This is a genomic window from Novosphingobium sp. IK01, from assembly GCF_033242265.1.
Classification (GTDB): Bacteria; Pseudomonadota; Alphaproteobacteria; order Sphingomonadales; family Sphingomonadaceae; genus Novosphingobium; species Novosphingobium pituita.
In genome coordinates, this window is record NZ_BTFW01000001.1 from 1,962,784 (window position 1) to 1,987,825 (window position 25,042).

The following is a 25,042-nucleotide window of genomic DNA, read 5'->3' on the forward strand; positions in this document are numbered from 1 at the left end:
GCAGATTTACCGGGGCATCACGTCACGCTGACGGGTGCCCCCGGTTTGCGTGGCGCGCAAAAGCGGCTATCGCAGCAGGCATGACTTCTGCTGCGACTTCTTCGGCCTCGTCTGCCGCGCCCCTTCCCTCCATCGGCCCGCTGGCCGTCTCGCTGGGTGATCCGGCAGGCGTGGGCCCCGAACTGATCGTGGCCGCATGGGCGCTGAGCGGAACCGCCGGGCTCGCCCCGTTCGTGGCCGTGGGCAGCCGCCGCGTGCTCGAACAGGCGGCCCGTCGCCGGGGCCTCCATGTCCAGATTCGCAGCGTGGGCAGCATTGCCGAGGCGCTGGCCGTCTTCGACGAGGCGCTTCCCGTGCTCGATCTGGGCGATGCGGACTACACGCCGGGCGAACCCGATGAAACGGGCGCCACCCTCGCCCTCGCGGCGCTCGACGCGGCCACCCAGCTCACCCTCGCGGGCGAGACCACCGCGCTCGTCACCGCGCCGGTCGCCAAGAGCTGTCTGGCCAAAGTCGGCTTCACGTTTCCCGGACAGACCGAATTCGTCGCCGCAGCCTGCGGCATTCCGGCTGACGAGGCGGTGATGATGCTGGCGGGCCCCACGCTGCGGGCCGTTCCGGTCACGGTCCATGTCCCCCTGCACGAAGTGCCGGGCCTGATCACCACCGATCTGGTCGCCCGCCGCGCGGCGATCACCGCGCGCGCGCTGGCCAGCGATTTCGGCATTCTGGCCCCGCGTCTGGCCATTGCCGGGCTCAACCCCCATGCGGGCGAAGACGGGCGCATGGGCCACGAGGACGCCGCGCAGATCGCCCCGGCAGTCGCCGCGCTGCGCGCTGCGGGCATTCTCGCGCGCGGGCCCCTTCCCGCCGACACGATGTTCCATGCCGCCGCGCGCGAGGCGTATGACGTGGCAATCTGCATGTACCACGATCAGGCGCTGATCCCGATGAAGGCGCTCGATTTCGACGAAGGCGTCAATGTCACGCTGGGCCTGCCGATCATCCGCACCTCGCCCGACCACGGCACCGCCTTCGACATCGCGGGCAAGGGCCTCGCGCGGCCCGGCGCGATGATCGCGGCCTTGCGCATGGCGGGCGAATGCGCCCAGCGCCGCGCCCTGCTGCCCGGTGATCCGGCGTGAGCAAAACCGGCATGAGCAAGGGTGGCCTGCCCGATCTCCCCCCGTTGCGCGAGGTCGTCGCCCGCCACGGGCTCTCGGCGTCCAAGGCGCTCGGCCAGAATTTCCTGTTCGACGAACAGTTGCTCGACCGCATCGCGGCCATCCCCGGCAAGCTTGCGGGGGCCAATGTCCTCGAAGTCGGCCCCGGCCCCGGCGGCCTCACGCGCGCGCTGCTGCGCGCGGGCGCGAACGTCACCGCGATCGAGATGGACAAGCGCTGCCTGCCCGCGCTGGCCGAACTGGGCGAGGCCTTTCCCGGCCAGCTCAAGGTGATCGAGGGCGACGCGCTCAAGGTCGATCCGGCCACCCTGTTCGACGGGCCGTGGCATGTCGTGGCCAACCTGCCCTACAACGTGGGCACCGCGCTGTTCACCGGCTGGCTTTCGGGCAAGGACTGGCCGCCCGCATGGCAATCGCTGACCCTGATGTTCCAGCTCGAAGTGGCCGAGCGGATCGTGGCGGGCACCGACAGCGACGCCTTCGGGCGCCTCGCCGTCCTCGCCCAGTGGCGCGCTTGCCCACGCATCGCGATGAAGGTTCACCGCAGCGCCTTCACGCCCCCGCCCAAGGTCATGTCCGCCATCGTCCACGTCACGCCAGCGGCCATGCCCGAAGGGGTCGTGCCGCGCATGCTCGAACGCGTGACCGAAGCCGCCTTTGGCCAGCGCCGCAAGATGCTGCGCCAGTCGCTCAAGGGCCTGCCCGGCGCGCTCGATGCGCTCGAGAAGCTCGGCATCGACGCCCAGCGCCGTGCCGAAACCCTCACTGTCGCCGATTTCGTGGCTATCGCGCGGGTGCTTTCGCCCCCCGCCTGAACAGGTTTCCGGCGGGGCCTGCGCGAGGCCCCGCCCAAAACATCAGGCCTTCTTCTGCTTGCTGAACAGCACGCGGTCTTCCGGGCCAAAGCCCATGCGCCAGATCACCAGGAAATAGACGCCAAGGATCGCCGCCACGCCGAACGAGAGTTCGACCCATTCGGGCACATAGCGCGCCAGAATGCCCACGATCACCGCAGGGACAGCCGCCCAGACCAGCGCCCAGCGCCACGTGCTCACCCCATGGCCCAGCAGGCGACCGAGCAGGCGCCCCTTGAGCACCGAAGTCAGCCCCAGCGATACCGTCAACGCCGTCGCCGCACCCAGCGTCTCATAAGCCTCGCCCCAGCCCATCTCGCGCGCGAGCAGGATGAAGGCGACCGTCAGCAGCCCCTGAAGGCCCAGCATCGCCAGCCCGATCCACAAGTTGCGCATGCGCGCCATGTAGATCAGCGCCGCCTCGCTCACCACGGCGGGCGAAGCGACCACTTCGCCGGCCAGCAGCATCGCCAGCGCGCCCGTGCCCATCACGAAATTGGGGCCGAACACCCCGATCACCCCGCGCGCGGGCATGCCCAGCGCCAGCGCGATGCCCGCCTGTGCGGCCACGATCCAGAAGCCCACCTGGCTGACCTGCCGGGCAATCGCGCCCAGGTTGTTCTCGCGCAAGTTGCGGGTGATCACCGGGCCCAGCACCGGCTCGAAGCTGGTCTTGAGCTTCTGGGGCAGCGTGGCGATCTGCTGGGCGACGAAATAGACGCCCACTGCCGCTGCCGGCGCAAACGTGCCGAGAATGAACAGGTCGAGCTTGCGCGTGCCCCACTCGATGGCATCGGCCCCGGCCAGCGGCAGGTTGTGCCAGGCCAGGCGGAACAGTTCGCCCGGACGCGGCTGCCAGTGACGGGGCAGGCGATAGCTCTTGTAGAGCGCGAGAAACGCGGTGACCATCGCGGCCAGCGTCGAGAGCCCGTAGGACAGGATCAACCCGCTGTTCAAAAAGGGCTTCCACCACAGCCCGCCCAGCCAGAACACCCCGGCCGCAATCGAGAGCGTCCATGGCTCGACCACCGCGCGCGCGCGCACCGTGGCGGCCACATCGAACCGGTAGGCGAGCGCGGCCAGCGCCACCTCGCACAGCGCCAGCGGCAGGATCGCGAGCGGCAGCAGCAGCCGCTCGATCCCGGTGTAATACCCGCTCGGGAACATCGCGACCGGGACCAGCCAGAGCAGCACCACGAACAGCGCCGAGACACAGACCGAAAGCAGCAGCGCGTCGGCCACCACGCTCGATGCATGGCCCTCTTCCTTGGCCAGTTGCTGGGCGAGCCCGCGCTTCTGGCCCAGCGTGGCGAGTTGCGCGGCCAGTTCGACCGCAATCGTCGCCGAGGCAAACCGACCGACGTTTTCCGCGCCATAAAGGCGCCCGGCAATGAACAGGAACGGGATACGCGCGACGAGGCGGATCACGAAGCCCAGGAAATTGGTGCGTCCGCCCTTGGCAAGCGCGGCAATGTCGGCGTTCTCGGCCTTCGTGCTGGTCGCGGTAGAGGAAACGGTCATGTCAGGTACGCGGCCCTTCGGCGCGAAGGGGGCGGGCCAGCAGGCTGGCGACAACATCGCGCGCCGGAGCGCGCCCTTCGATCAAGGTGACGACCGCTTCAACCAGCGGCATGGCAATTTCCTTCCGGCGGGCCAGATCGGCCAGGACAGGGGCGGTGAACGCCCCTTCGGCGACCGTCGCACGGCCACTCAGGGCTTGGGCTGCGCTCTGGCCTTCGCCCAGCGCCTTGCCCAGTGAAAAGTTGCGGCTCGACACCGACGAACAGGTCAGGACCAGATCACCCAGCCCCGATAGCCCCGAGAGCGTCTCGGCCTGCGCGCCCAGCGCCAGCCCGAACCGCTGCATTTCGGCAAAGCCCCGGCTGATCAGCGCCGCGCGCGCGTTCTGCCCCAGCCCCAGCCCCTCGACCACGCCGCAGGCAATCGCCAGCACGTTCTTGACCGCGCCACCGATCTCCGCACCGGTCACGTCCGCCGAGAAATAGGGCCGGAACGTGGGCCGCGCGATGGCCGGGGCCAGCCTGTCCCACTGCGCCTGCCCGCCCGAACAGGCCAGCGTCACTGCCGTCGGCAGCCCGGCAGCCACTTCATGGGCAAACGTCGGCCCCGAAAGCACCGCGATCTGCGCAAGGGGCGCGGCCTGCGCGGCCACTTCGCCCATCAGCCGCCCGGTCCCCGCCTCGATCCCCTTGGCACAGAGCACCAGATCGCCCGCAAACTGGCCGATCCCGGCCATGACCGGCCCGAGGAACTGCGCCGGGGTCACCCACAGCAGCACCGGCAGCGCGGCCATGGCGGCCAGATCGCTCGTCGCGGTGATCGTCGGGGCGAGCTGCGCCGAAGGCAGGTAGACCGGGTTGCAATGCTGCGTGTTGATCGTCTCGACCAGCGCGGCCTCGCGCGCCCAGAGGCGCACCGCGCGCCCGTCGCTCGCCAGCATCTGCGCCAGCGCCGTGCCCCAGGCCCCGGCCCCCACGACACCGATACCGGGCCCGCTGGAGGTCTCTTGTCCGCTCACGCCTTCACCCCCGCCCCGCGCACGGGCGCGGCCTGATCATCGAGCGGCCAGCGCGGCCGCGCGGGCAGGTCGAGCGGATCGGTAAACCCGGCGGCAAAGCGTTCGGCCCCGGCCCAGCCGATCATCGCGGCATTGTCGGTGCACAGCTTCACCGGCGGCGCGACCAGCCGCAAGCCCGCCTCGCCCGCCAGCGCTTCGAGCGCGCCGCGCAAGCTGGCATTGGCCGCCACCCCGCCCGCCACGACCAGCGCGGTCATGCCCGGCGCACAGGTTGCCAGCGCCCCGCGCGTGCGGTCGATCACGCAATCGATCGCCGCCTGCTGGAACGAGGCGGCCAGATCGGCTGGCGTATGCAGCCCCGAATCGCGCGCACGGACAACCGCGCTTTTGAGCCCCGCGAACGAGAAATGCGGCTCCCCGCTGCCCACCAGCGGACGGGGCAGGCGCACGACACGCGGGTTGCCCTCGCGCGCCAGCCGCTCGACCGCCGGGCCGCCCGGATAGCCCAGCCCCAGCACTTTGGCGGTCTTGTCGAAAGCCTCGCCCAGCGCGTCGTCGATGGTCGTCGCCAGACGGCGATAGCGCCCCAGCCCCTGCACTTCGAGAATCTGGCAATGCCCGCCCGAAACCAGCAGCAGGCAATAGGGATAGGCCAGCGAAGGATCGGCCAGACGCGGCGAGAGCGCATGGCCTTCGAGATGGTTGACCCCGATCAGCGGCTTGTTCGCGGCCATCGCCAGCGCCTTGCCCGTCACCAGCCCGACCATGACCCCGCCGATCAGCCCCGGCCCGGCGGTCGCGGCAATCGCATCCATATCGGCAAGGCCCAGCCCGGCATCGGCCAGCGTAGCGGCCACCATCGGGGCGATCACATCGGCATGGGCGCGCGCGGCAATTTCGGGAACGACCCCGCCATAGGGACGATGCGCCTCGTCCTGCGAGGCGATGCGCTGGGCGACGATACGTGTGTCGAGCGTCGTCGCGTCGCCGTCGATGACGGCAACGGCGGTTTCGTCACACGAGGATTCTATGCCAAGGATGAGAGCCATGCGGAGCTTCCCCTTAGAGATAATCCCGGTTACGGCAACCCACGCATGAACACCTCGCCGCACACGCCCGCTCAAACCCCCGGCCAGCATCCTGTTCCGCAACCGGATCGCCCCCAGCCGGATCGCCCTCTCCGTCTGGGCACCCGCCGCTCGCCGCTGGCCATGGCCCAGGCCGAAGAAACCCGCGCGCGCCTGTGCGCCGCGATGGGCTGGAGCGAGAGCGCGGTCGAACTGTGCCCGCAAGTGGCCAGCGGCGACCGCATCCAGGACCGCCCGCTTGCCGAAATCGGCGGCAAGGCGCTGTGGACCAAGGAACTCGACGCCGCGCTGCTCCATGGCGAAATCGACTTTGCCGTCCATTCGATGAAGGATGTCGAGACGATCCGCCCCGAGGAAATCGCGATTGCCGCCGTGCTGCCGCGCGCCGATGTGCGCGACGTGCTGGTCGGCGCGGCCAGCATTGCCGCGATTCCGCAAGGTGCGCGCGTGGGGACGAGCGCCCCGCGCCGCGCCGCGCAGATGCTCCATGCCCGGCCCGATGTCACGGTCGTCTCGTTTCGCGGCAATGTCGCCACGCGGCTGGCCAAGCTTCAGGCGGATGAGGCCGACGTGACCCTGCTCGCCGCCGCAGGCCTTGCCCGCCTTGGCGAAACCGGCGTGGGCCATGTGCTCGAAGCCGAAGACTGGCTGCCCGCCCCCGCGCAAGGGGCCATCGGTATCGAGTGCCTGGCCGGGCGCGCCGATATCCGCGCCCTGCTCGCCATGATCGACGATGCCCCCACCCATGCCGCGATCCGCGCCGAACGCGCGCTTCTGCTGGGCCTTGGCGGCACCTGCCACAGCCCGATTGCCGTGCTCACCCGCGCGGAAGGGGCCGACCTCGTGCTGCGCGCCGCACTGTTCAGCCCCGATGGCACCTTGCGGATCGAGGACAGCGCGCGCTTTGCCGCCGACGACGAGGCCGCCCCCCAGGCCCTCGCCCACCGCCTGCTCGAAGCCGCCCCCGAGGGCATCCGCGCCTTCTTCCACGGACCGCAGGCCTGAACCCGAACCGAAAGCCCCCTTCCATCCGTCCGCTGCTGATCCTGCGGCCCGAACCGGGCAATGGCCAGACCCTCGCCGCCGCGCGCGCGCTGGGGATCGCGGCCATCGGCGCGCCGCTTTTCGCGGTCGAGCCGACCGACTGGACCGTGCCCGATCCGGCCCGGTTCGCAGGCATCCTCGCGGGCAGCGCCAACCTCTTCCGCCATGGCGGGCCGGGCCTTGCCCCCTTGCAGACCCTGCCCGTCCATGCCGTGGGCGAACAGACCGCGCAGGCCGCGCGCGCGGCGGGCTTTGCCGTGGCCAGCGTGGGCGAAGGCGGGCTGCAATCGGTTGCGTCCACCCTCGCGCCGGGGCGCTACCTGCGGCTTTCGGGCGCCGATCCGGTCGCGCTGACCCTGCCCGAGGGCATCCACGTCGAAACGGTCAGGCTCTATGCGGCAAAGGCCCTGCCGCTCTCGCCCGCCGCGCAGGACGTGCTGCGCGCCCCTTGCGTCGTCGCGCTCCATTCGGGCGAGGCCGTGCGCCATCTGGCCGCCGAATGCGCGCGCCTGAACCTTCCGCGCGGCGCCATTCGACTCGCCTGTCTGGCCCCGCGCATCGCCGAAATTGCCGGGCCGGGCTGGGAAACGGTTGAAATTTCTGCAATGCGAAACGATCAACCATTGCTGGCGCTGGCCCGGCAAATGTGCAAGAACCCGTGACTTCGGGGTCACAGGCAAGCGAAAACAAGGATGCAGGACAGGTCTTCAGGACAGGAAACGCCGCGCGGATCGCGCGGACGTCGGCTGACGGCAGGTCTCGCGCTGCTCCTCGTGCTGGGCGGTGGCACGTCTGCCGCATGGTGGGCCAGCCACCACGGCTGGCTGACCATGCCCGTCATGATCGGGAGCGGGAGCGGCACCCCGGCTGACGACACCGCCTCGCAGGCCGCCGCCGCCGCGGTTGCCGTCGCCGCCAACAGCGCCGCAAGCGATGCCGCGCTTGCCGCCACCTCGGCCAAAGTCTCCGCGCTCGAACAGCGCCTCGCCGAACTCAACCAGCAGGCCAATGCCGCCTCGGGCCAGGCCACCCGCGCCGAAGCTCTTTTGCTGGCCTTCGCCGCCCGCCGCGCCATCGAACGCGGCCAGCCGCTGGGCATCCTCGAAAACCAGCTCCGCGTGCGCTTCGGCGCCGACCAGCCCGGCGCGGTCGACCGCGTGATCACCGCCGCCGCCCACCCCGTCACCCTCGGCTCGCTGGCCGAGGAATTCGCCGCCCTCGAACCGCGCCTCACCGGCGCCAGCCGCGAAGGCGGCACCTGGACGTGGATCTCGGCGCAAGTTTCCTCGCTGTTCGTCATCCGCCACGACGAAGGCCCCGATGCCACCCCCGCCAGCCGCCGCGACCACGCCCGCCTCGCGCTGGCCGGTGGCCGCGTCGATGCCGCGATCAGCGATGTCGAACACATGCCCGGCAAGGATGCCGCGACCGAGTGGCTCGCCCACGCCCGCGACTGGGTTTCGGCCCAACACGCGCTCGACCAGCTCGAAACCGCCGCCCTGCTCCTGCCCGGCCCGGAACAGCGCCAAGCCCAGCAGCCCCAGCCTGCCCCCAGCCCCGCGCCCGAGGCGGAGGCCACACCGGGCCCGGTTGCCTGACGGCAATTTACCAAAGAAAAAAGGTAAAGCAGGGGCCATCGCCCCTGCACCCCATTAGTTTGGCGAACACAGCGCTTGCTGTCCGGCACCAGTTTCCGGGGGCGCGGGGGCCACAAGCCCCCGCTTCATTCCTTTTTTCTTCAGAGCACCAGCGCCGCCGTCAGGTCGCCCGGTGCCGGGCCTCCGGCGGCCAGCATCGCCTTGTCGCGTTCGACCAGCCCCGGCAGGGTCTTGAGGCCGAAGCGGCGGATCAGGAAGCGTGCGATCGAGCCGGTGTCGTAGATCGTGTGGTCAACATGGCCCTTCTTCGCATGGGGCGAGACGATCAGCGCGGGAATGCGCGTGCCCGGCCCCCAGCGGTCGCCCTTGGGCGGGGCCACATGGTCCCACCAGCCGCCGTTCTCGTCGAAGGTGATGATCACCAGCATCTTGTCCCACTGGGGCGAGGTGCGCAGCACGTCGATGACCCCGGTGATGTGGCGGTCCCCGGCATCCACGTCGGAATAGCCCGCGTGCATGTTGAGATCGCCCTGCGGCTTGTAGAAGGTGACCGGGGGCAGCTTGCCCGCCTTCGCATCGGCCAGAAAGTGATTGGTGCGCGCCGTCTCGCCCAGCCCGCCGTCGCGCAGGCGCCGCTCGCGCGCGGGGGTGCCGGGGGCGAGATTGGCGAAATAGTTGAGCGGCTGGTGGTGCGGCTGGAAATTGGGCCGCGAGGGGAAGCTGGCGCTGTTGGCGCGGCCCGCCATGGCCTCGGCCCAGCCGCCCGCATACCACGCCCAGTCGACCCCGGCCTCGTCCAGCCGGTCGCCGATATGGGCGTGGCTCTGGGGCGGCAGGGTCTGCGACGTTACCAGCGCCATGCCCGGCTTGTCCGGGTCGGCCTGATAGGTCGGCAGGTAGGGCGGCAGCATGGTGTTGACCGCGCGGTGATCGGGGGTGAGCGAGTCGGGCACGAACCGCACCGGGCCGTCCATCGCGCTCGCCTTGGTGCCTGCGCGCAGCAGCGGGCGCGGCGGATCGGAATAGGCCGGGTCGAGCTTGACCACGCGATCCTTGGCCGGGCTCTTGTCGGCATCGGGATAGAACGGCGGGGTCGCGGCCACCAGATACTGGTGGTTGACGAACGAGCCTCCGAACGCGCCCATGAAGAAGGCGTCGCACAGCGTGAACTCGCGCGCGACGTTCCACAGCCGCAAGTTCGCGCGCCCGTCGCCATAATAGCCCATGACCAGCGCGCCGCTGTCGCCCCAGGCCACGAAGCCGTCGTTGCGCCCGCCGTTGATCTGCAACTGGTTGTTGTAGAAACTGTGGATCAGGTCGCGCGTGATCACCCCGTGGGGCAGCGGATCACCCGCCGGGGTCGCAAGCGCATAGGGCGCGTTGGGGCGCTCGGGCAGGTCGGCCTCGGTGATCAGGAACTCGGTATGTTCGACGACCTGCCTGTCGGGCACCATGCCTTCCCAGACACGCGGCAGGCGGTCGAGCACGCGCCCGTCACGGTCGCGCTGGAGCGCGCGCTCGGGCGGCAGCTTGGCGAGCGGCTGGGCAAGGCCGGGGAAATCGGCGAACAGGTTGTTGAAGCTGCGGTTTTCCGCATAGATCACGACAACGGTATCGATTTTGGCGCGCAAGGCGTCATCGATTGCAGCGCGGCTTTCCCCCGCCGCGCGCGCGGCAGCCGGGCTGGCCTCGACACCAGCCGCAGCGCCCGCCACCGCCAGCCCCGCCAGCAGGCTGCGGCGATCAAGGGCGGGACCGGCCAGAGCAGGGGCTTTGGGGTCGGTGGGGTCACTCATGATGGGGGGCTCCGTGGAACAAGATTCAAAAGGGGCAGGCAAAAGGCGATTCGGCCCGCCCCTAGCGGACCTCCTGCCCTCCTTTGATGACATGATCGACATGTTCGAGAATGGAAATATCGGCCAGCGGATCGCCGCTGACGGCGATCATGTCGGCAAAATGGCCGGGGCTGAGCGCGCCGACGTCATGGCTCCAGCCCAGAAGTTCGGCCGAAACGGTGGTGGCCGCCTGAATCGCCTGCATCGGGGTCATCCCATAGCGCACCATCACCTTGAACTGCCGCGCGTTGAGGCCGTGGGGATAGACCCCGGCATCGGTGCCATAGGCCAGCCTGACCCCGGCCCTGACCGCCTTGGCAAAACCGTCGCGCTGGGCCTGGGTGGTCTCGTCGTTCTTGCGCAACATGTCGGCGGGCCAGTGATGGGCGCGGCCATAGTCGCCGATCCAGTCGCCATCATAGATGTCCATGTCGAGCCAGACACCTTTGGCCTTGGCCATGGCGATGCCCTCGTCGTCGATCAGGCTGGCGTGTTCGATGGCCTTGACCCCGGCGCGCATGGCCGACTTGATCCCTTCGGCGCCATGGGCATGGGCCGTCACCCACGATCCGCGCCCGCGCGCGACGACGACCGCGGCGTGCATTTCCTCCTCGCTCAGTTCCTGCTGGCCCGGTTCGGTCCCTTGCGCGAGCACGGCGCCAGTGGCGATCAGCTTGATCGAATCCGCGCCATGCTGGAACAGCGCGTTGACCTTGCGCGTGGTGTCCGCCGCATCGGTGACGACGCCCGCGCGCATGGCGGCGGGCACTTCGACATCGGGGGCAAAGCCGGTCACCTCGCCGCCGCCGCCCGGAATCGTCACATAGGCCCCCACCGCGCTGATGCGCGGGCCGATCACGTCGCCCCGGTTGATCGCATCGCGCAGCGCGACATCGGCAAAGGCACGGAAATCGCCGCAATTGTGGACCGTGGTGAACCCCGCCATCAGCGTCTCGCGGGCATGGCGCGCGCCGATATAGGCGATGTCCATGGCCGAATGGAGCAGCGGTTCGGCCACGTTCTCCGACTGGTCGGCATCGGCAAGGTGGACGTGCATGTCGATCAGGCCGGGCAGAACGGTATAGGCCGACCAGTCGATCACCCGCGCGCCCGCAGGCACCGGGCCATCGGGCCCAATCGCCGCCACGCGCCCGTTCTCGACCCGCAGCAGCCGCGCGCCCAGCACTTTGCCTGCCTCGGGATCGACCAGATGCCCGGCGCGGACATAGACGGTCTGGTTATCGGGAACCGGCCGATCAGATGTCTGGGCATGGGCAGTGGAAGAAAGGGCGGGCAGGGCCTGACTCATCAGGAGGCTGGCAGCAAGAAAGCGGGCAGAACGCATCATGGGCGATACCCTAGACTGACCGCAAAGCGGGTTGCGAGCGAAATTTCGCCGGGCGCCAACGGTGGCACTCGCGGTGTCGGGATCGGGCCTGCAAAACGGCCATTTCACGGTGTTTCACCGGCGCGACACTTGGCCTCCCAACCCTATCAATAGGTACTGTCGGCCCCTCGACCAGGCCGCGAAGCTGGACCTATATCCTACTGGCGAAAGTTCGGCATGAGGATTAGCCTGACCCCACAAGAAGGGCGGCTATTCACGCCACAATGAACAGAGAGGGTACCTGTATGGCCGAAGCCATTTATCCCGTTCCCGCTGCCTGGTCCCAGGACGCGTTGATCGACGGGGCGCGCTATGATGCGATGTATCGCCGCTCGGTGGAAGAGCCCGAGGCCTTCTGGGCCGAGGAAGGACGCCGGCTCGACTGGATCAGGCCCTTCACCAAGGTCAAGAACACCAGCTTCCACGAGGCCGATTTCGGCATTCGCTGGTTCGAGGACGGCACGCTCAACCTCTCGGCCAACTGCCTCGACCGGCATCTGGCCACGCGCGGCGATGACGTGGCCATCCTGTGGGAACCCGACAGCCCCGACGACGCCTCGCGCGCGATCACCTATCGCGAACTCCACGCCCAGGTCTGCCGCCTGGCCAACCTGCTGAAAGAGCGCGGGGTCAAGCGCCGCGAGCGAGTGACGATCTACCTGCCGATGGTGCCCGAGGCCGCCGTTGCCATGCTGGCCTGCGCGCGGATCGGGGCGATCCACTCGATCGTCTTCGCCGGATTCTCGCCCGATGCGCTGGCCGGGCGCATCGAGGACTGCGACAGCCGCGTCGTGCTCACCGCCGACGAGGGGCTGCGCGGGGGCAAGCGCGTGCCGCTCAAGAAAAACGTCGACGAGGCGCTGACCCATTGCCCCGGCGTTGACACGGTCGTCGTGCTCGCCCGCACGGGCGCGAGCGTGCCCATGGTCGAAGGCCGCGATCTGGCCTGGGCCGAGGCGGTCGGTCGCCAGAGCGAGGCCTGCGAGCCCGAGGAAATGAACGCCGAAGACCCGCTGTTCATCCTCTACACCTCGGGATCGACCGGCAAGCCCAAGGGCGTGCTCCACACGACCGGCGGCTATGCCGTCTGGGCCTCGATGACCCACGAATACGTGTTCGACTATCGCCCCGGCCAGATCTACTGGTGCGCGGCCGACATCGGCTGGGTCACGGGCCATTCCTATATCGTCTATGGGCCGCTCGCCAATGGCGCGACCACGGTGATGTTCGAGGGCGTGCCCAACTATCCCGATGCCAGCCGGTTCTGGCAGGTGGTCGACAAGTACAAGGTCGAGATCTTCTATGGCGCCCCGACCGCGCTGCGCGCGCTGATGCGCGAGGGCGACGAGTGGGTGAAGAAGACCAGCCGCGCCTCGCTGCGCGTGCTGGGCAGCGTGGGCGAGCCGATCAACCCGGAAGCCTGGGAATGGTATCACAAGGTCGTGGGCGAAGGGCGCTGCCCGATCGTCGACACCTGGTGGCAGACCGAAACCGGCGGCGCGATGATCACCCCCCTGCCCGGCGCCACCGCGCTCAAGCCCGGTTCGGCCAGCCGCCCGATGTTCGGCGTGGCCCCGGCCCTGCTCGACAACGACGGCCAGGTTCTCGAAGGGGCGACCGATGGCTGCCTCGTCATCGCCGACAGCTGGCCGGGCCAGATGCGCACCGTCTGGGGCGACCACGAGCGCTTCTTCCAGACCTATTTCACCACGTTCAAGGGCTATTACTTTACCGGCGATGGCTGCCGCCGCGACGAGGACGGCTATTACTGGATCACCGGCCGCATCGACGACGTGATCAACGTCTCGGGCCACCGCATGGGCACCGCCGAGATCGAGAGTGCGCTGGTCGCCCATGCCAAAGTCGCCGAAGCGGCGGTCGTGGGCATGCCCCACCCGATCAAGGGGCAGGGCATCTATGCCTATGTGACCTGCAACACCGAGGTCGAGCCTGACGAGGACTTGCGCCGCGAACTGGTCGCCTGGGTCCGCCACGAGATCGGCCCGATCGCCACGCCCGACGTGATCCAGTTCACCCCCGGCCTGCCCAAGACCCGCTCGGGCAAGATCATGCGCCGCATCCTGCGCAAGATCGCCGAAAACGACCTGGGCTCGCTGGGCGACACCTCGACTCTGGCCGATCCCTCGGTGGTCGACAACCTGATCGCCAACCGCCCGGCCATGGCCCATGCATGACAGGACAGGGCCTGAAAAAGGGGCGCCCCGAACAGGGGACATGCCGCCGCTTTTTCAGGCCCACCTGTTCCAGAGCCGAGACAGCCGCTTCGCCCGCCCGGCCCGCAACGATCACGAACGGTAGGACTGATTCGCCACATCTGTTATTATTCGGAAATCCCCGAAAAGACGTGCGACACGCACGCCAAGGCCCTGCCCAAGATGACAGCAACCTTGCGGAAACGCAGGGAATTCGGGCTATTTTCGGGAAAAGTTGTTTGCCCGGCGCAGGGAATTTAACGGCGTCCTCTCCCTCCGCCGCGCCGGGCATTATGCTTTTTTATGCCTGCCCATCATAGCGGCTTCATCTGGCACCGCCAGCCCTAAAGTGCATACCTATTCTTCATCGGTGCATGGTGCATTGCTGCAACATCGCGCGCCGTGCTTCTGCTCCCGTCGCGCTGCCCCGCCCGATTTCCATGGCAGCCAGAAAAGCCACGGATATTTAAGAGTCTGATGCGAAATTCGCCGGAAAGGCGAATTTCGGTTCGGCACCGGCCCGCTCCCCCACCCGGCCACCCAACGATAGTACCCTATGGGAGGCCGGGTGGGGGAGCGGGCCGGTGCCGAACAATCCGAAACGATAGTTTCGGATCAGACACTCAGGCATGGTGCCGCGCACGTTCAGGGGAGCATGTCATGTCTGCCGCCAGTTTTCTTCTCATCCTGTTCAGCGTGAGCCTGTCCGCGCTGGCGCAGCTTCTGCTCAAGACCGGCGTAGGCCGGGTGGGGACCAGCCACGCCGGGATCGACACGATGCTGGCCTATCTCACCTCGCCCTGGGTTCTGGGCGGGCTGATGCTCTATGGGCTGGGGGCGCTGGCCTGGCTATTCGTGCTGGCCCGCCTGCCGCTGAGCGCGGCCTATCCGTTCGTCGGCCTCGGCTTCATCCTGACCATGCTGATCGGGGTGAGCGTGCTGGGCGAGGCGGTTTCGACCGGGCGCGTGGCGGGCACGCTGCTGATCGCGCTGGGCTGTGTCTTCGTGGCGCGCAGTGTGGCCTGAGGTGATGGAAAGCCCTGTTTTCTTGCCTGATCCCGATTCGCCCGCCTCCCCTTCCGCTCCCCCTCTGGTCGTCGATCTCGACGGCACGCTCGTTCGCGGCGATCTGGCGATGGAGGCCATGATCGTGGTGGCCCGGCGCGGGCTGGGCCCCCTTCTGGCCCTGCTGGCGATGCTGCTGCGCGGGCGCGGCGCGCTCAAGACCTGGCTGGCGCGGGTGGCGCCGGTCGATCCGGCGCGGCTGGCCTACCGCCCGCAAGTGCTCGCCCGGATCACGCAAGCGCGCGCGCAGGGCCGCCCGGTCTGGCTGGCAACCGCCGCCCATCGCCGCAATGCCTTGCGGGTGGCGGCCCATGTGGGCCTGTTCGATGCCGTGCTGGCCAGCGACCATCGTCACAACCTCAAGGGCCCGCGCAAGCTGGCCGCGATTGGCGCGCAGGCCGGTGGCCAGCCTTTCGACTATCTGGGCGATTCGCCCGCCGACAGGCCGATCTGGCAGGCCGCCCGCTGCGCGCTGACTGTCGGCGTGGCGAGCCACTGCGCCCATGAACAGCGGCTCGGCCCCGCGCCCCGGCGGCTGCGCGCGCTCGCCCGCGCGGCCCGGCCCCACCAGTGGGCCAAGAACGCGCTGGTCTTCGTGCCGCTGGCCAGTTCGGGCCTGCTGACGCAGCCCGCCGAACTCGCGCGCTCGCTGGTCGCTTTTGCCTGTCTCTCGCTGATCGCCTCGGGCGTCTACCTGATCAACGACCTGCTCGACATCGAGGCCGACCGCCTCCACCCGCGCAAGGCCCGCCGCCCGCTCGCCGCAGGAGAGCTGAGCGTGCCACAGGCCCTGATCGCCGCGCTGGGCAGCACCGTTCTGGGGCTGTCCATGGCGCTGGCGCTGCTGCCCCCGGCGGCCTTTGTGGCGATGGTCGCCTATTGCGCGCTCACGCTGGCCTACAGCCTGCGCCTGAAGGCCGCGATGATCGCCGACGTGCTGACGCTGGCCTGCCTCTATACCTTGCGGATCATCGCCGGGGCGCTCGCGCTCGAAGTGCCGGTGTCCTCGTGGCTGCTGCTGTTCTCGGTCTTCTTCTTTCTCTCGCTCGGCTATCTCAAGCGCTATGTCGAGCTTCTGGGCAGCCCGCGCGCCACCCACGAGCTGCTTTCGGGGCGCGGCTATGTCCCCGCCGATGCCGATATCGTGGCCCCCAGCGGCATTGCGGCGGGCATGGTGGCGATCCTCGTCCTCGTCCTCTTTGCCGAGGCCATGGGCCGGACGGGCACATATGCCTCGCCCGAATGGCTCTGGCTGCTGCCCTTGCCGCTGCTCTACTGGCTCAACCGCATCTGGATGATGGCCCGGCGCGGACAGGTGGACAGCGATCCGGTCGCCTTCGCGATAACCGACACGCGCAGTCTGGCGGTCGGCGCGATCATGGCCGGGTTGCTGCTGGTGGCCAAGTTCGCGCATGTGCCCGTGCACCTGCTCGCCCTCGTGAAACCCTGAACACGGCAAAAGGCGCGGAACCAGCTCGTGAAGGGTCGCGCCGAAAGGGTGGATCGCGCCGAAAGGGTGGATCGCAGGGCCCCCGCTCGTCTATAGATCGGCGCGATGAGGCCTGCCGACCCCCAAGTTCCTGCCATGCTTCCCCGGCGCGCCGTTCTTGGCGGGCTGGTGGCCGGCGGCCTTGGCGCGGCGCTGGCCCCGTTCGATCCGGCTTTTGCGCGCGACATGCTGCGCGTGCGGGTGCGACAGGGCCTGTTGCGCGGACGCATGGAAGGGGGCGTTCGGGTGTTCACCGGCATTCCCTATGGCCATGCCGCGCGCTTCGGGCGGCCCGTGCCCGCGCGCGACTGGGCCGACGAGCGCGACGCCACGCAGCCCGCCCGCGCCGCGCCCCAGCCGCAGGATGCCGGCGCGGTCCAGGCCGAAGATTGCCTGCAACTCAATGTCTGGGCCCCCGCCGCGCCCCCGCCCCCGCATACCCGCTACCCTGTGCTCGTCTATATTCACGGCGGCAGCAACGAGACCGGCTGGAGCGGCGCGGCGATGACTGCGGGCGACCGCTTCGCGGCCCATGGCGTGGTCTGCGTCACGCTCAACTACCGCCTCGGCGCGCTGGGTTTTCTCGAACTGGGGGGCATTCTGGGCCCGGCCTATGCCGGCAGCGGCAACAATGCCCTGCGCGACATCATTCTGGGCCTGCAATGGGTGCGCGACAATATCGCGGCCTTTGGCGGCAATCCCCACGCGGTCACGGTGGCCGGGGAATCGGCGGGGGGCAAGAATGTCGGCACCCTGCTGGGCCTGCCTGCCGCCGACGGGCTCTATGCCCGCGCCATGGTCTTCAGCGGGGGGGCGCAGACGATCAACCTTCCGGGCGACGCGCAGACGTTTGCCGAGGCCGTCACCCGCCGTCTGGGCGGGCGCGAGCGCCTGCTGGTGGCGCCCTTTCCCGCCATCGTCGCCGCGCAGGCCGCCGTGCGCCGGGCCTGGCCGCGCGGGCTGCCGTTCCGCCCCACGCTCGACGGGCGCTTCATGCCGATGGTTCCGCTGTTCCGCGTCGCGCGTGGACAAGCGCCGCGCGTGCCGCTGCTGATCGGCTCGAATGCCGATGAAAGCCGCCTGTTCCTGACCGAAACCCAGGCCGCCCGCCCGCTCAACTCGCAAAGCGTCGCCAACGAGACGATGGCCCGCATGGCCGCGCTCGATCAGGCCTATGCCCGCGCCTTCCCCGATCTCTCGGGCGCGGAACGTCACTGGAAGCTGCTGACCGCCGAGGAATACATGATGCCCGGCCTGCGTCTGGCCCGCACCCATGCGGCCCACGGCAACCCGGTCTGGCGCTACCGGATGGACCTGCCCGCGCCCGGCGGGCCCAACAAGGGCAGCACGCCCCATGTCCTCGACGTGCCGCTCACCTTCGATCATGTGACCCTGCCCATCGCCGGGCAGATGTTCGGCTTTTCCGCCGCGCAGCAGCCGATGGCCGATGCCTGGCATGGGGCGGTACTGGCCTTTGTCAGGGGCGGGGCGCCCGGTTCGCCCGGCCTGCCCCTGTGGCCCCGGTTCGAGCCGAGCAACCATGCCACGATGGTGGTCGACCGGGTCAGCATGGTCGTCGACGATCCTGATTCGGCCGAACGCATGCTCTGGGGCGAACCCGCGCTCGTGCCCCTGCCCCAGCAGATCGCCCGCTCGGGCAATCGCCTGCTGGGGTAAAAAGGCGATTGTCTGATCCGGAACTGCGTTCCGGATCGTTCGGCACCAGCCCTCTCCCCCACCCGACCTCCCTACGATAGTACCCTATGGGAGGTCGGGTGGGGGAGAGGGCCGGTGCCGAACCGAAATTCGCCTCTCGGCGAATTTCGCATCACGCGCCTACAGCGCCTCGGCCAGGACCGAGGGCAGGCGGTCGGCCAGCCCCACGATCAGTTCGCCAAACAGGCCATTGGCCCAGGCAAACCAGCTGCGCGTGAACGTCGCCGGGTTGTTGCAGTCGACCGCCTCGTGCATGAACCCGGTGCCCGCGTCGCTGTCGCGCAACTGGCGCAGCAGCGGGGCGATCTCCGCCGGATCGCTCGACGAGAGCGCGCGCACGATCAGGCTCATCGGCCAGACCTGCCCCTTGCCCACATGGGGCCCGCCGATCCCCTCGATCGCGGTGCCCTTGAAGAAATAGGGGTTGGCCTGCGACCAGCAGGCCTGCGCGGTCGCATTCCACAAGGCATCATCGGGGTCGACACAGCCCAGATAGCCGAGCGAGAGCAGCGAGGGCACATTGGCATCGTCCATGAACAGCGCGTTGCCATAGCCATCGACCTCGTAGGCCCAGACCTGCTGTCCATCGGGCAGACGCATCGTGCCCCATTGCGCGAGGGCGGCGGCCACTTCATCGGCCAGTGCGCGTGCATCGGCGGCCAGCGCGCTGTCGGCGCGGGCGCCTTCGGCCACGAGGGCCATCTCGCGCAGGGTCGTCACCGCAAAATGGTTGGCCGGGATCAGGAAGGGAAACGTGCAGGCATCGTCAGACGGACGAAAGCCGCTGTGGATCAGCCCCACGGGCCGCGCAGGCGCGCCATAGCCATCGAGGCCGAGCGTCTCGGTCGGGCGGTCGCTGCTGCGGCGGAAGGCATAAGGGCCGGGCCCGTCCTTGCGCTGCTGTTCGCGGAACGTGGCGACCGTCAGCCGCGCGGCGGCGGCCCATGTCTCGTCGAAGGGCCGCGTATCGCCGCTGGCCTGCCAATAGCGATAGGCCAGACGCATCGGGTAGCACAGCGAATCGACCTCCCACTTGCGCTCGGCCACCCCCGGCTTCCTCGTGGTCTGGTCGTCCTTCGTCCAGGGCAGGCCCTGCGCGGCCTGCGGGCTGCGCATGAAGGCATTGGCATAAGGATCGAGCAGGATCGAACGCGCCTGCCGCGCGATCAGCCCGCGAAACAGCGTGGCGAGGGTCTCGTCCTTGCGCACGAGGTGGACATAGGGGAACAGTTGCGCGCTGCTGTCGCGCAGCCACAGCGAGGGGATGTCGCCGGTGATCACGAAGGCGTCGATCCGCCCGTCGGCCAGCCCCAACTCGACCGTGGTGTCGAGCGTGTTGGGATAGCAGGCCTCGAACATCGCGCGCAGCTTGGGATCGGCGATCATCGCGCTCACGCGGGCGATCTCGTCCTCGACCGCGCGGCAGGTCAGGCGGCGCTGGCCATGGGGCGGGCGGCCGCGCGCGGGGGCCACATTTTCCTCGACCGACGGGGTGGGCGCGGGGAGAGGCACGGCCTGGGGCCCCTGCCCCCCCTGCAACGCGGCGAATTCGAGACGGGCCTGCGCCGCCTGCGCGCACTCGGCCCCCGGCGGGCCGGACACCAGCGCCCCCGAAGCGAGCATAGCCGCGCCCTTGACCAGCGTGCGGCGATCGAGAGCCGGCGAAGCCACATCGGCCTGAGGCGGGACGGATCGGGTTTCTGACGTGTTCATTCTCGCCCTCCTTCCTGCGGCATCACCCCCGCAGCATGGCCCCGCCGAGGTTAACACCCGTGTAACCGGAACCCTTTCCCGATGCCTTCGCGCGCCCTGGGGAAATGTGCAAAAGTCTTTTCCGGCAAGCCCCTGTTCAGGGCTTGGCAGACACGCCCGCCTGCGCCAAACCTTTCCCGGACCACCCGGACTTCATCCTGAGCGGACTTCATCGGCATGACTGCGCGCGTCTTTTCCCGTCACCATTCACACAAACGCGCAGCAGGAAGGGGACCGGGGAGATTGGCCAAAAGCCTGGTCGCCGGTCTGGCGGGCCTCGGGCTCGTGGGCATCGTGGCCGGGCCACTGGCCCCGGCGGCGCTTGCCGAAAGCGGGCGTTTCGAACTGACCGGGCCCGACTTGCGGATCACCGTCACGCGCGCGGGCAAGGAGCTGCCGCTCGGCGCGGTGCCGAGCCTGGCCGAAGGCGACATCCTGCATATCGCCGCCTCGCTGCCCGGCGACCAGAGCGCGCACCTGATGGTCGTCTCGGCATTCCTGCGCGGGGCCACCAATCCGCCCCCGCGCGAATGGATCGGCGTCGCCCGCACCTGGCGCGACAAGCCCGCCGAACAGACCCTCACCCTCACCGTCCCCAAGGGCGCGCGGCAGATGGTCGTGCTCGTCGTGCCCGATACGCGCGGCGCGCAAGGGGCGCTGGTCGATGCGGTGCGCGGCAAGCCGGGCGAATTCGTCCGCGCCAGCCAGGATCTCAACCAGGCCTCGCTCGACCATGCCCGGCTCGATGCCTTCATCGCCGCCGTTCGCGCCGACAGCATCGCCCACCCGCAAGGGCTGCGCAAGATCGCCCCGGTGCTGGCCCACAGCCTCTCGATCAAGCTCAACGAGGACTGCCTCGACAAGATCGCCGAGCAGCAGGCCTCCTGCCTGGTCGAAAACCGCGAGGCGCTGGTTCTCAACGATGTCCACACCAGTTCGCTCACCGAGACCCTCGCGGGCGCGCCGACCGATCTGGCGCTCACCGTCAGCGCCACCGCCGCGGCCGGGGCCGGGCTCTACAGCCCCTATATCGGTGTCGTGCGCGATCTGGCCCGCGTGCTGGGGGCCTTCAGCAACCCGCAATTCAGCTACCTGCCCACGCTTGCGGTGGTGAACGGCCCGGTCGCCTCGCTGCGGCTCAACACCGCCCCTTCGTTCAGCAAGCCCAAGTCGGTCATGGTCATGGCCATGCCCGCCATCGGCGCCGACAGCCCGCCCCAGTTGCGCAGCACGGCCCCCGGCCCGCTCTGCGCGCGCAGCGGGCCGCTGGTCCTGCCGGTCGAGGGCGCCCCGCTGATCTTCGCCACCGGCTATGCCCACGACATGAGCGCGCGCCTGACCGCGCCCGAAGGCAAGCAGAGCGAACTCGACGTAACCCCCTCGGCCGAACACGGCGGCTATCTGGTGACCAGCGAACACCTGCCCCAGAACGTGGGCACGGTGCGGCTCCATCTGCACGGACGCTGGGGCTTCGACGCGTTCGAAGGGCCCGATTTCCTCGTCCAGCGGGCCGATGACGGGCCGTGGAGCCGCAGCGCGCCCGTGGGCTCGACCAATCCGGCCGAGGCGGGCGGGCCGCTGGTCGCCGGGCGCGACAACACCGTCACACTGGCCGGCCCCTCGCCCGGCTGTGTCGAGGATGTCAGCCTGCGCCTCGGCAATGGCCCGGCCCGGCCCGTCGCCTGGCATGCCACCGACGAGGGCCATGTCAGCGTGACCGTCCCGCTGGCCGAAGGCGAGACCGGGGACGTGCGCCTCGAAGTGCGCGAACAGGGCATCGCCAGCCCGGCAACGGTCGCCTTGCGCGCGCGGGCGGAAAGCAGCCGGATCGACAGCGTGGAAATCCATGCCGGCGACAACGAGGCGGTGGTGACCGGCCAGCGCCTCGAACAGGTGCTGGGCGTGAGCCTGGGCGACATCGATTTCCGCCCCGATGGCCTCACCCGGCAAGGCCGCACCGACCGCCTGCACCTGACAGCTCAAAACGCGGCGGGCCAAAGCACGACAGGTCAAGGCGCGACAGGTCAAAGCGGGGCCCCCCAGGGTTCAGGTGGCAAGCCGGGCCCGGCAACAAGGGCAAGCCGGGTGGGCGAGGCCGGAACCATGGTCAAGGTCGTCGTCCGCCTCGAAGACGGGCGCAACCAGGGCGTCACCGTGCGAATCGCCCCGCCGCGCCCGCGCATCGACATGATCAGCCGCACCGTGAACCCCGCCGCGATCGTGCCCGGCACGCGCCCCCTGAAGCTGAGCGCCGACGACCTGCTGCCCGAGGACGGGGAACTGGTCTTCTCGGTCAAGGCCGGGCCGGGCACGACCCTCGACCCGGACGATGCCATCGAAGTCGCCCGCGCGGGCAGCCAGAGCGGCTTGCGGCTCACCTCGGGCAAGGGGCTGATGATGGTCGACGGGCAAGTCGTGGTCGCAACGCTGCGCGCGGCAGACCTGCCGCCGGGCAGCTTTGGCCCGCTGCGCTACCGGCTGGTACAGGCGCCCGGTACGCCCGTGGGGGGCAATGCGGGCAACGGCGAACAGGTCGGCGCGTGGCAACCGCTCGCCACCCTCGCCCGGCTGCCCCGGATCACCGGATTTTCCTGCGATGGCGCGACCTCGCTGCCCTGCACGCTGAGCGGGCGCAACCTGTTCCTGCTCGATGCCGTTGCCGCCGACGCGGACTTCACCCGCGCGATCACCGTGCAGCCCGGCTTTACCGGATCGAGCCTGCGCGTGCCGCGCCCGGTCGATGGCACGCTGCACTTGCGCCTGCGCGATGCGCCACAGGCGCGCGTCGGGCTGGCCATCAACTGAACCGCCTGCCGGTGGCGCTCCACCGGCAGGCGCAAGAGTTCAGGTCGGAAGGGGCCTAACAGGAAGAGGCTGACAGGAAGGGGCTGACAGGGAAGGATCAGGCAGCGAGGAACGAGGGCGCCTTGCGCGCTCCGCCGCTCTGGCCCGGAGGCACGAGGTCGAGCGCATAGCCGCGAGTCGGGCTGACCCCGGTGCGCGCATGGCTCGTCCCCGGACGAATCTCGCCAGTCGGGCGGAAGCCCAGCTTGGCCAGAACCCGGCCCGAGCCCGGATTGTCGACGAAATGCCGCGCAGCAATCCGCCGGTGGCCGAGCGAGGCCGCCACACAGAGCAGCGCGCGCGCCGCTTCGGTCGCATAGCCCCGTCCCCAGTGCTCGCGCGCGATCCAGTAGCCGAGCAGCGGGGCCGAATCGGTGCCGCCCGGCTCGTCCTGGGTGGTCTCGCCTTCGGCGCACGCGTTTTCATTGGCGATCAGGCCCGCGCAGCCGATCAGCTGCGCCCCGTCGGCGCCGGGGAGCGTGATGAAGAAATGGGGGTGGGCCTCGTCCTGCTCGCGCGCGGCGAAATCGCGCGCGTCCTCGGGCCGATAGGGCCAGGGTGCCTTTTCGAGATGGCGCACGACGTGCTCATCATCGATCAGGGTGTGAAGTTCGGCCCAGTCTTCCGGCCAGCCAGGCCGCAGGAACAGCCGCTCGCTGCGAATGAACATACTCAGTCTCCGTCAACCGCTCCCTTTCGCCAACGCGCTATAAGCAGCATGCGATGACAGGGATATTGCGTGACGCGCCAGATGCTTCGATTTTCGAGATAAACGGGATTTTCGAAGCAGATGGTGCGGTGCGGGTGAGGGAGACAAAGAAAAAGGGAGACAGGGCGGGGCCCCTCTCCCTCGTTCAGCCGACCTGGGGTCGGCGGGGCCATCCTGTCGGGATGGCCCATGGCATGACCATCCGCTTATTCGGCGGCTTCGGCCATCGCGTCGACCGACACGTACTTGCGGCCAAGTTTGCCGGCGTGGAAACGCACGCGGCCATTGGCGAGCGCGAAGAGCGTGTGGTCCTTGCCGAGGCCAACATTGGCGCCGGGGTACACGCGCGTGCCGCGCTGACGGATGATAATGTTGCCGCCGACCACTTCCTGGCCGCCGAACTTCTTCACGCCGAGGCGCTTGGACTGCGAGTCGCGACCGTTACGCGACGAGCCGCCTGCTTTCTTGTGTGCCATCTCTGCTTACTCCGAACTGGCGCTCAGGCGACCGACACGATGCGCAGCAGGGTCATCTGCTGGCGGTGGCCGTTCTTGCGACGGTAGTTGTGGCGGCGGCGCTTCTTGAACACCACGACCTTTTCCGACTTGGCCTGGGCGATGATTTCCGCCGAGACGGTCACAGCCGAAGCGTCGGCCAGTTCGCCGTCCTTGCCAGCGAGCAGGATGTCACCGAGGGTGATGGTCTCACCGGCTTCACCAGCCAGCTTTTCCACCGCGATCTTGTCTCCGGCGGCCACCCGGTACTGCTTGCCGCCCGTGCGCACAATTGCGAACATGGTTCTGCTATCCGTTTCAAATGCCTGGCCCACCAAGCACCCCGATCGGTCGAAAGTTCCGAATCGCGGACAGCGGGCAAATGTTGGTCCTCTCGCGAAGACGCGAAGTCCCGGAAAGAGCGGCGCGGATAGTCCAAGCAGGGGCCCATGTCAACGCCGCAGCATGGTGAAATGCGCGAAGGGCGCGGCCTTTTCACCTGCGGGCACCCGTTCCCGGCCCTGCTCCGGCCCTGGCCCGACCATGCCCGCGAGCTTGGCCACTGGTCTTGCGCCGCGTCCGTGCTATGGCACCGCCATGGCCTCCCCGTCGACCCCTCATACGCGCCCCTTGCGGGTTTTTCCGGCCCTTTTGCTGGCTTGTCCGCTCGTTCCGGCTCTCGCGCTGGGGGGCTGTACCGATGATCGCGGGCGCATCCCCTCGCTCGCGGCCCGGCCGGTCGAACTCGAATACAGCGAAGGCATCACGCCGCCCGCGTCTGCCCCTGCATCGCCCCCGGCTCCTGCCGTCAAGAGCGATTCGCCCGCCCCTGCCCCTGTCGAGTCGCCCGATGGCGCGCCCCTGACCGGCGCCCCGCTTGCCGCACGCCTGACCGCTCTGGAGGCACAGGCCAGCGAGGCCGATTCCCGCTTCACCGCCATGGCGCCCGACGCCACGCGCACCATCACCGCCGCACAGAAGGCCCCGCGCGACAGCGACATCTGGTCGGCAGGGCAAGTCGCCCTCGCCCGCCTTCAGGGCGCGCGCAGCGATACCGCGATTCCCCTCGCCGACCTCGACACGATGGCCAGCGAAGCGGCGATCAGGGCGGTCGACCATCCCGAGATTCAGGGCGATGTGAAGCGAATCGAGACCGTGCGCGATGCGGTCGCGGCGCGCCTGGTCGCGCAGGATGCGCTGCTCGGACGCCTGCACGGGTAAAGGGGAAGCC

At 69.2% G+C, this 25,042-nt stretch carries 20 protein-coding genes; 11 read left to right on the forward strand and 9 right to left on the reverse strand.

All coding sequences use genetic code 11. The features are described from left to right. Nucleotides 1-80: 80 nt before the first annotated feature. The gene (gene pdxA, locus SBI20_RS09070) at nt 81-1,145 is read left to right on the forward strand and encodes a 4-hydroxythreonine-4-phosphate dehydrogenase PdxA (protein ID WP_317974731.1); all 1,065 of its coding nucleotides are present in this window, start codon (nt 81-83) and stop codon (nt 1,143-1,145) included. A 26-nt stretch (nt 1,146-1,171) separates the two neighbouring features. Next, nucleotides 1,172-1,999 (forward strand): 16S rRNA (adenine(1518)-N(6)/adenine(1519)-N(6))-dimethyltransferase RsmA, encoded by an 828-nt coding sequence (rsmA, locus tag SBI20_RS09075; protein WP_317976088.1) that lies wholly within the window; start codon nt 1,172-1,174, stop codon nt 1,997-1,999. Nucleotides 2,000-2,041: 42 nt separating this feature from the next. On the opposite strand, the gene SBI20_RS09080 is transcribed toward rsmA, so the two are convergent. Genes SBI20_RS09080 through tsaD form a run of 3 tightly spaced genes read right to left on the reverse strand, consistent with a single transcriptional unit; the run spans nt 2,042 to nt 5,626 of the window. Beyond that, a complete protein-coding gene (locus SBI20_RS09080) occupies nt 2,042-3,559 on the reverse strand; it encodes a lipopolysaccharide biosynthesis protein (RefSeq protein WP_317974732.1) in 1,518 nt (505 codons plus the stop codon). A 1-nt stretch (nt 3,560) separates the two neighbouring features. Continuing rightward, nucleotides 3,561-4,577 (reverse strand): NAD(P)H-dependent glycerol-3-phosphate dehydrogenase, encoded by a 1,017-nt coding sequence (locus SBI20_RS09085; RefSeq protein WP_317974733.1) that lies wholly within the window; start codon nt 4,575-4,577, stop codon nt 3,561-3,563. Further along, entirely contained in the window at nt 4,574-5,626 is a 1,053-nt protein-coding gene (tsaD, locus tag SBI20_RS09090; protein WP_317974734.1) for a tRNA (adenosine(37)-N6)-threonylcarbamoyltransferase complex transferase subunit TsaD, read from the reverse strand. Before tsaD ends, SBI20_RS09085 begins: the two co-directional genes overlap by 4 nt. A gap of 45 nt (nt 5,627-5,671) precedes the next feature. Here tsaD and hemC point away from each other — a divergent pair, with 45 nt between their 5' ends. The 3 genes from hemC to SBI20_RS09105 are packed head-to-tail and all read left to right on the forward strand — an operon-like array spanning nt 5,672 to nt 8,307. Then, the gene (gene hemC / locus SBI20_RS09095) at nt 5,672-6,670 is read left to right on the forward strand and encodes a hydroxymethylbilane synthase (RefSeq protein ID WP_317974735.1); all 999 of its coding nucleotides are present in this window, start codon (nt 5,672-5,674) and stop codon (nt 6,668-6,670) included. Nucleotides 6,671-6,711: 41 nt separating this feature from the next. After that, complete coding sequence (locus SBI20_RS09100) at nt 6,712-7,371, forward strand: uroporphyrinogen-III synthase (RefSeq protein ID WP_317976089.1); 660 nt, start codon at nt 6,712-6,714, stop codon at nt 7,369-7,371. Between the two features lie 30 nt (nt 7,372-7,401). Continuing rightward, nucleotides 7,402-8,307: a hypothetical protein gene (locus tag SBI20_RS09105; RefSeq protein WP_317974736.1), complete on the forward strand. Its 906-nt coding sequence runs from the start codon at nt 7,402-7,404 to the stop codon at nt 8,305-8,307. 140 nt (nt 8,308-8,447) lie between these two features. Here the strand turns inward: SBI20_RS09105 and acpA are convergent, their stop codons facing one another. Both acpA and SBI20_RS09115 read right to left on the reverse strand, forming a co-directional pair. Beyond that, nucleotides 8,448-10,103: an acid phosphatase gene (gene acpA, locus SBI20_RS09110; RefSeq protein WP_317974737.1), complete on the reverse strand. Its 1,656-nt coding sequence runs from the start codon at nt 10,101-10,103 to the stop codon at nt 8,448-8,450. Between the two features lie 61 nt (nt 10,104-10,164). Continuing rightward, nucleotides 10,165-11,487 carry a Xaa-Pro dipeptidase gene (locus SBI20_RS09115; RefSeq protein WP_411911555.1) on the reverse strand — a complete coding sequence of 441 codons (1,323 nt, stop codon included), beginning with the start codon at nt 11,485-11,487 and terminating at the stop codon, nt 10,165-10,167. A 287-nt stretch (nt 11,488-11,774) separates the two neighbouring features. Here SBI20_RS09115 and acs point away from each other — a divergent pair, with 287 nt between their 5' ends. The 4 genes from acs (at nt 11,775) to SBI20_RS09135 (ending at nt 17,973) form a co-directional block, all read left to right on the forward strand. After that, nucleotides 11,775-13,724, forward strand: a complete 1,950-nt coding sequence (gene acs / locus SBI20_RS09120) for an acetate--CoA ligase (protein WP_317974739.1) — start codon at nt 11,775-11,777, stop codon at nt 13,722-13,724. 678 nt (nt 13,725-14,402) lie between these two features. Continuing rightward, nucleotides 14,403-14,768 carry a DMT family transporter gene (locus SBI20_RS09125; RefSeq protein ID WP_317974740.1) on the forward strand — a complete coding sequence of 122 codons (366 nt, stop codon included), beginning with the start codon at nt 14,403-14,405 and terminating at the stop codon, nt 14,766-14,768. Between the two features lie 22 nt (nt 14,769-14,790). Then, nucleotides 14,791-16,257 carry a UbiA family prenyltransferase gene (locus SBI20_RS09130; RefSeq protein ID WP_317974741.1) on the forward strand — a complete coding sequence of 489 codons (1,467 nt, stop codon included), beginning with the start codon at nt 14,791-14,793 and terminating at the stop codon, nt 16,255-16,257. Between the two features lie 135 nt (nt 16,258-16,392). After that, nucleotides 16,393-17,973 (forward strand): carboxylesterase/lipase family protein, encoded by a 1,581-nt coding sequence (locus tag SBI20_RS09135; RefSeq protein WP_317974742.1) that lies wholly within the window; start codon nt 16,393-16,395, stop codon nt 17,971-17,973. 159 nt (nt 17,974-18,132) lie between these two features. Here SBI20_RS09135 and SBI20_RS09140 read toward each other — a convergent pair whose 3' ends face one another. Then, the gene (locus tag SBI20_RS09140) at nt 18,133-19,725 is read right to left on the reverse strand and encodes a glycoside hydrolase family 125 protein (protein ID WP_317974743.1); all 1,593 of its coding nucleotides are present in this window, start codon (nt 19,723-19,725) and stop codon (nt 18,133-18,135) included. Between the two features lie 282 nt (nt 19,726-20,007). Here SBI20_RS09140 and SBI20_RS09145 point away from each other — a divergent pair, with 282 nt between their 5' ends. Further along, nucleotides 20,008-22,569, forward strand: a complete 2,562-nt coding sequence (locus SBI20_RS09145; protein ID WP_317974744.1) for a hypothetical protein — start codon at nt 20,008-20,010, stop codon at nt 22,567-22,569. Nucleotides 22,570-22,666: 97 nt separating this feature from the next. On the opposite strand, the gene SBI20_RS09150 is transcribed toward SBI20_RS09145, so the two are convergent. The 3 genes from SBI20_RS09150 to rplU form a co-directional block, all read right to left on the reverse strand. Continuing rightward, nucleotides 22,667-23,278, reverse strand: a complete 612-nt coding sequence (locus tag SBI20_RS09150) for a GNAT family N-acetyltransferase (protein ID WP_317974745.1) — start codon at nt 23,276-23,278, stop codon at nt 22,667-22,669. A gap of 245 nt (nt 23,279-23,523) precedes the next feature. Then, complete coding sequence (gene rpmA, locus SBI20_RS09155; RefSeq protein ID WP_317974746.1) at nt 23,524-23,793, reverse strand: 50S ribosomal protein L27; 270 nt, start codon at nt 23,791-23,793, stop codon at nt 23,524-23,526. Nucleotides 23,794-23,816: 23 nt separating this feature from the next. After that, the gene (gene rplU / locus SBI20_RS09160) at nt 23,817-24,113 is read right to left on the reverse strand and encodes a 50S ribosomal protein L21 (protein ID WP_317974747.1); all 297 of its coding nucleotides are present in this window, start codon (nt 24,111-24,113) and stop codon (nt 23,817-23,819) included. Between the two features lie 241 nt (nt 24,114-24,354). Between rplU and SBI20_RS09165 the strand changes: the two genes are divergently transcribed. Beyond that, on the forward strand, nt 24,355-25,032 hold the full coding sequence (locus SBI20_RS09165; RefSeq protein ID WP_317974748.1) for a hypothetical protein: 678 nt from the start codon (nt 24,355-24,357) through the stop codon (nt 25,030-25,032). Nucleotides 25,033-25,042 lie beyond the last annotated feature (10 nt).

Bases quoted from the DNA above. Each gene is read 5' to 3' on its own strand.
- pdxA (WP_317974731.1), top strand. From the start codon at position 81: ATGACTTCTGCTGCGACTTCTTCGGCCTCGTCTGCCGCGCCCCTTCCC.
- SBI20_RS09080 (WP_317974732.1), bottom strand. From the start codon at position 3,559: ATGACCGTTTCCTCTACCGCGACCAGCACGAAGGCCGAGAACGCCGAC.
- tsaD (WP_317974734.1), bottom strand. From the start codon at position 5,626: ATGGCTCTCATCCTTGGCATAGAATCCTCGTGTGACGAAACCGCCGTT.
- hemC (WP_317974735.1), top strand. From the start codon at position 5,672: ATGAACACCTCGCCGCACACGCCCGCTCAAACCCCCGGCCAGCATCCT.
- SBI20_RS09105 (WP_317974736.1), top strand. From the start codon at position 7,402: ATGCAGGACAGGTCTTCAGGACAGGAAACGCCGCGCGGATCGCGCGGA.
- acpA (WP_317974737.1), bottom strand. From the start codon at position 10,103: ATGAGTGACCCCACCGACCCCAAAGCCCCTGCTCTGGCCGGTCCCGCC.
- SBI20_RS09115 (WP_411911555.1), bottom strand. From the start codon at position 11,487: ATGCGTTCTGCCCGCTTTCTTGCTGCCAGCCTCCTGATGAGTCAGGCC.
- acs (WP_317974739.1), top strand. From the start codon at position 11,775: ATGGCCGAAGCCATTTATCCCGTTCCCGCTGCCTGGTCCCAGGACGCG.
- SBI20_RS09125 (WP_317974740.1), top strand. From the start codon at position 14,403: ATGTCTGCCGCCAGTTTTCTTCTCATCCTGTTCAGCGTGAGCCTGTCC.
- SBI20_RS09135 (WP_317974742.1), top strand. From the start codon at position 16,393: ATGCTTCCCCGGCGCGCCGTTCTTGGCGGGCTGGTGGCCGGCGGCCTT.
- SBI20_RS09140 (WP_317974743.1), bottom strand. From the start codon at position 19,725: ATGAACACGTCAGAAACCCGATCCGTCCCGCCTCAGGCCGATGTGGCT.
- SBI20_RS09150 (WP_317974745.1), bottom strand. From the start codon at position 23,278: ATGTTCATTCGCAGCGAGCGGCTGTTCCTGCGGCCTGGCTGGCCGGAA.
- rpmA (WP_317974746.1), bottom strand. From the start codon at position 23,793: ATGGCACACAAGAAAGCAGGCGGCTCGTCGCGTAACGGTCGCGACTCG.
- rplU (WP_317974747.1), bottom strand. From the start codon at position 24,113: ATGTTCGCAATTGTGCGCACGGGCGGCAAGCAGTACCGGGTGGCCGCC.
- SBI20_RS09165 (WP_317974748.1), top strand. From the start codon at position 24,355: ATGCCCGCGAGCTTGGCCACTGGTCTTGCGCCGCGTCCGTGCTATGGC.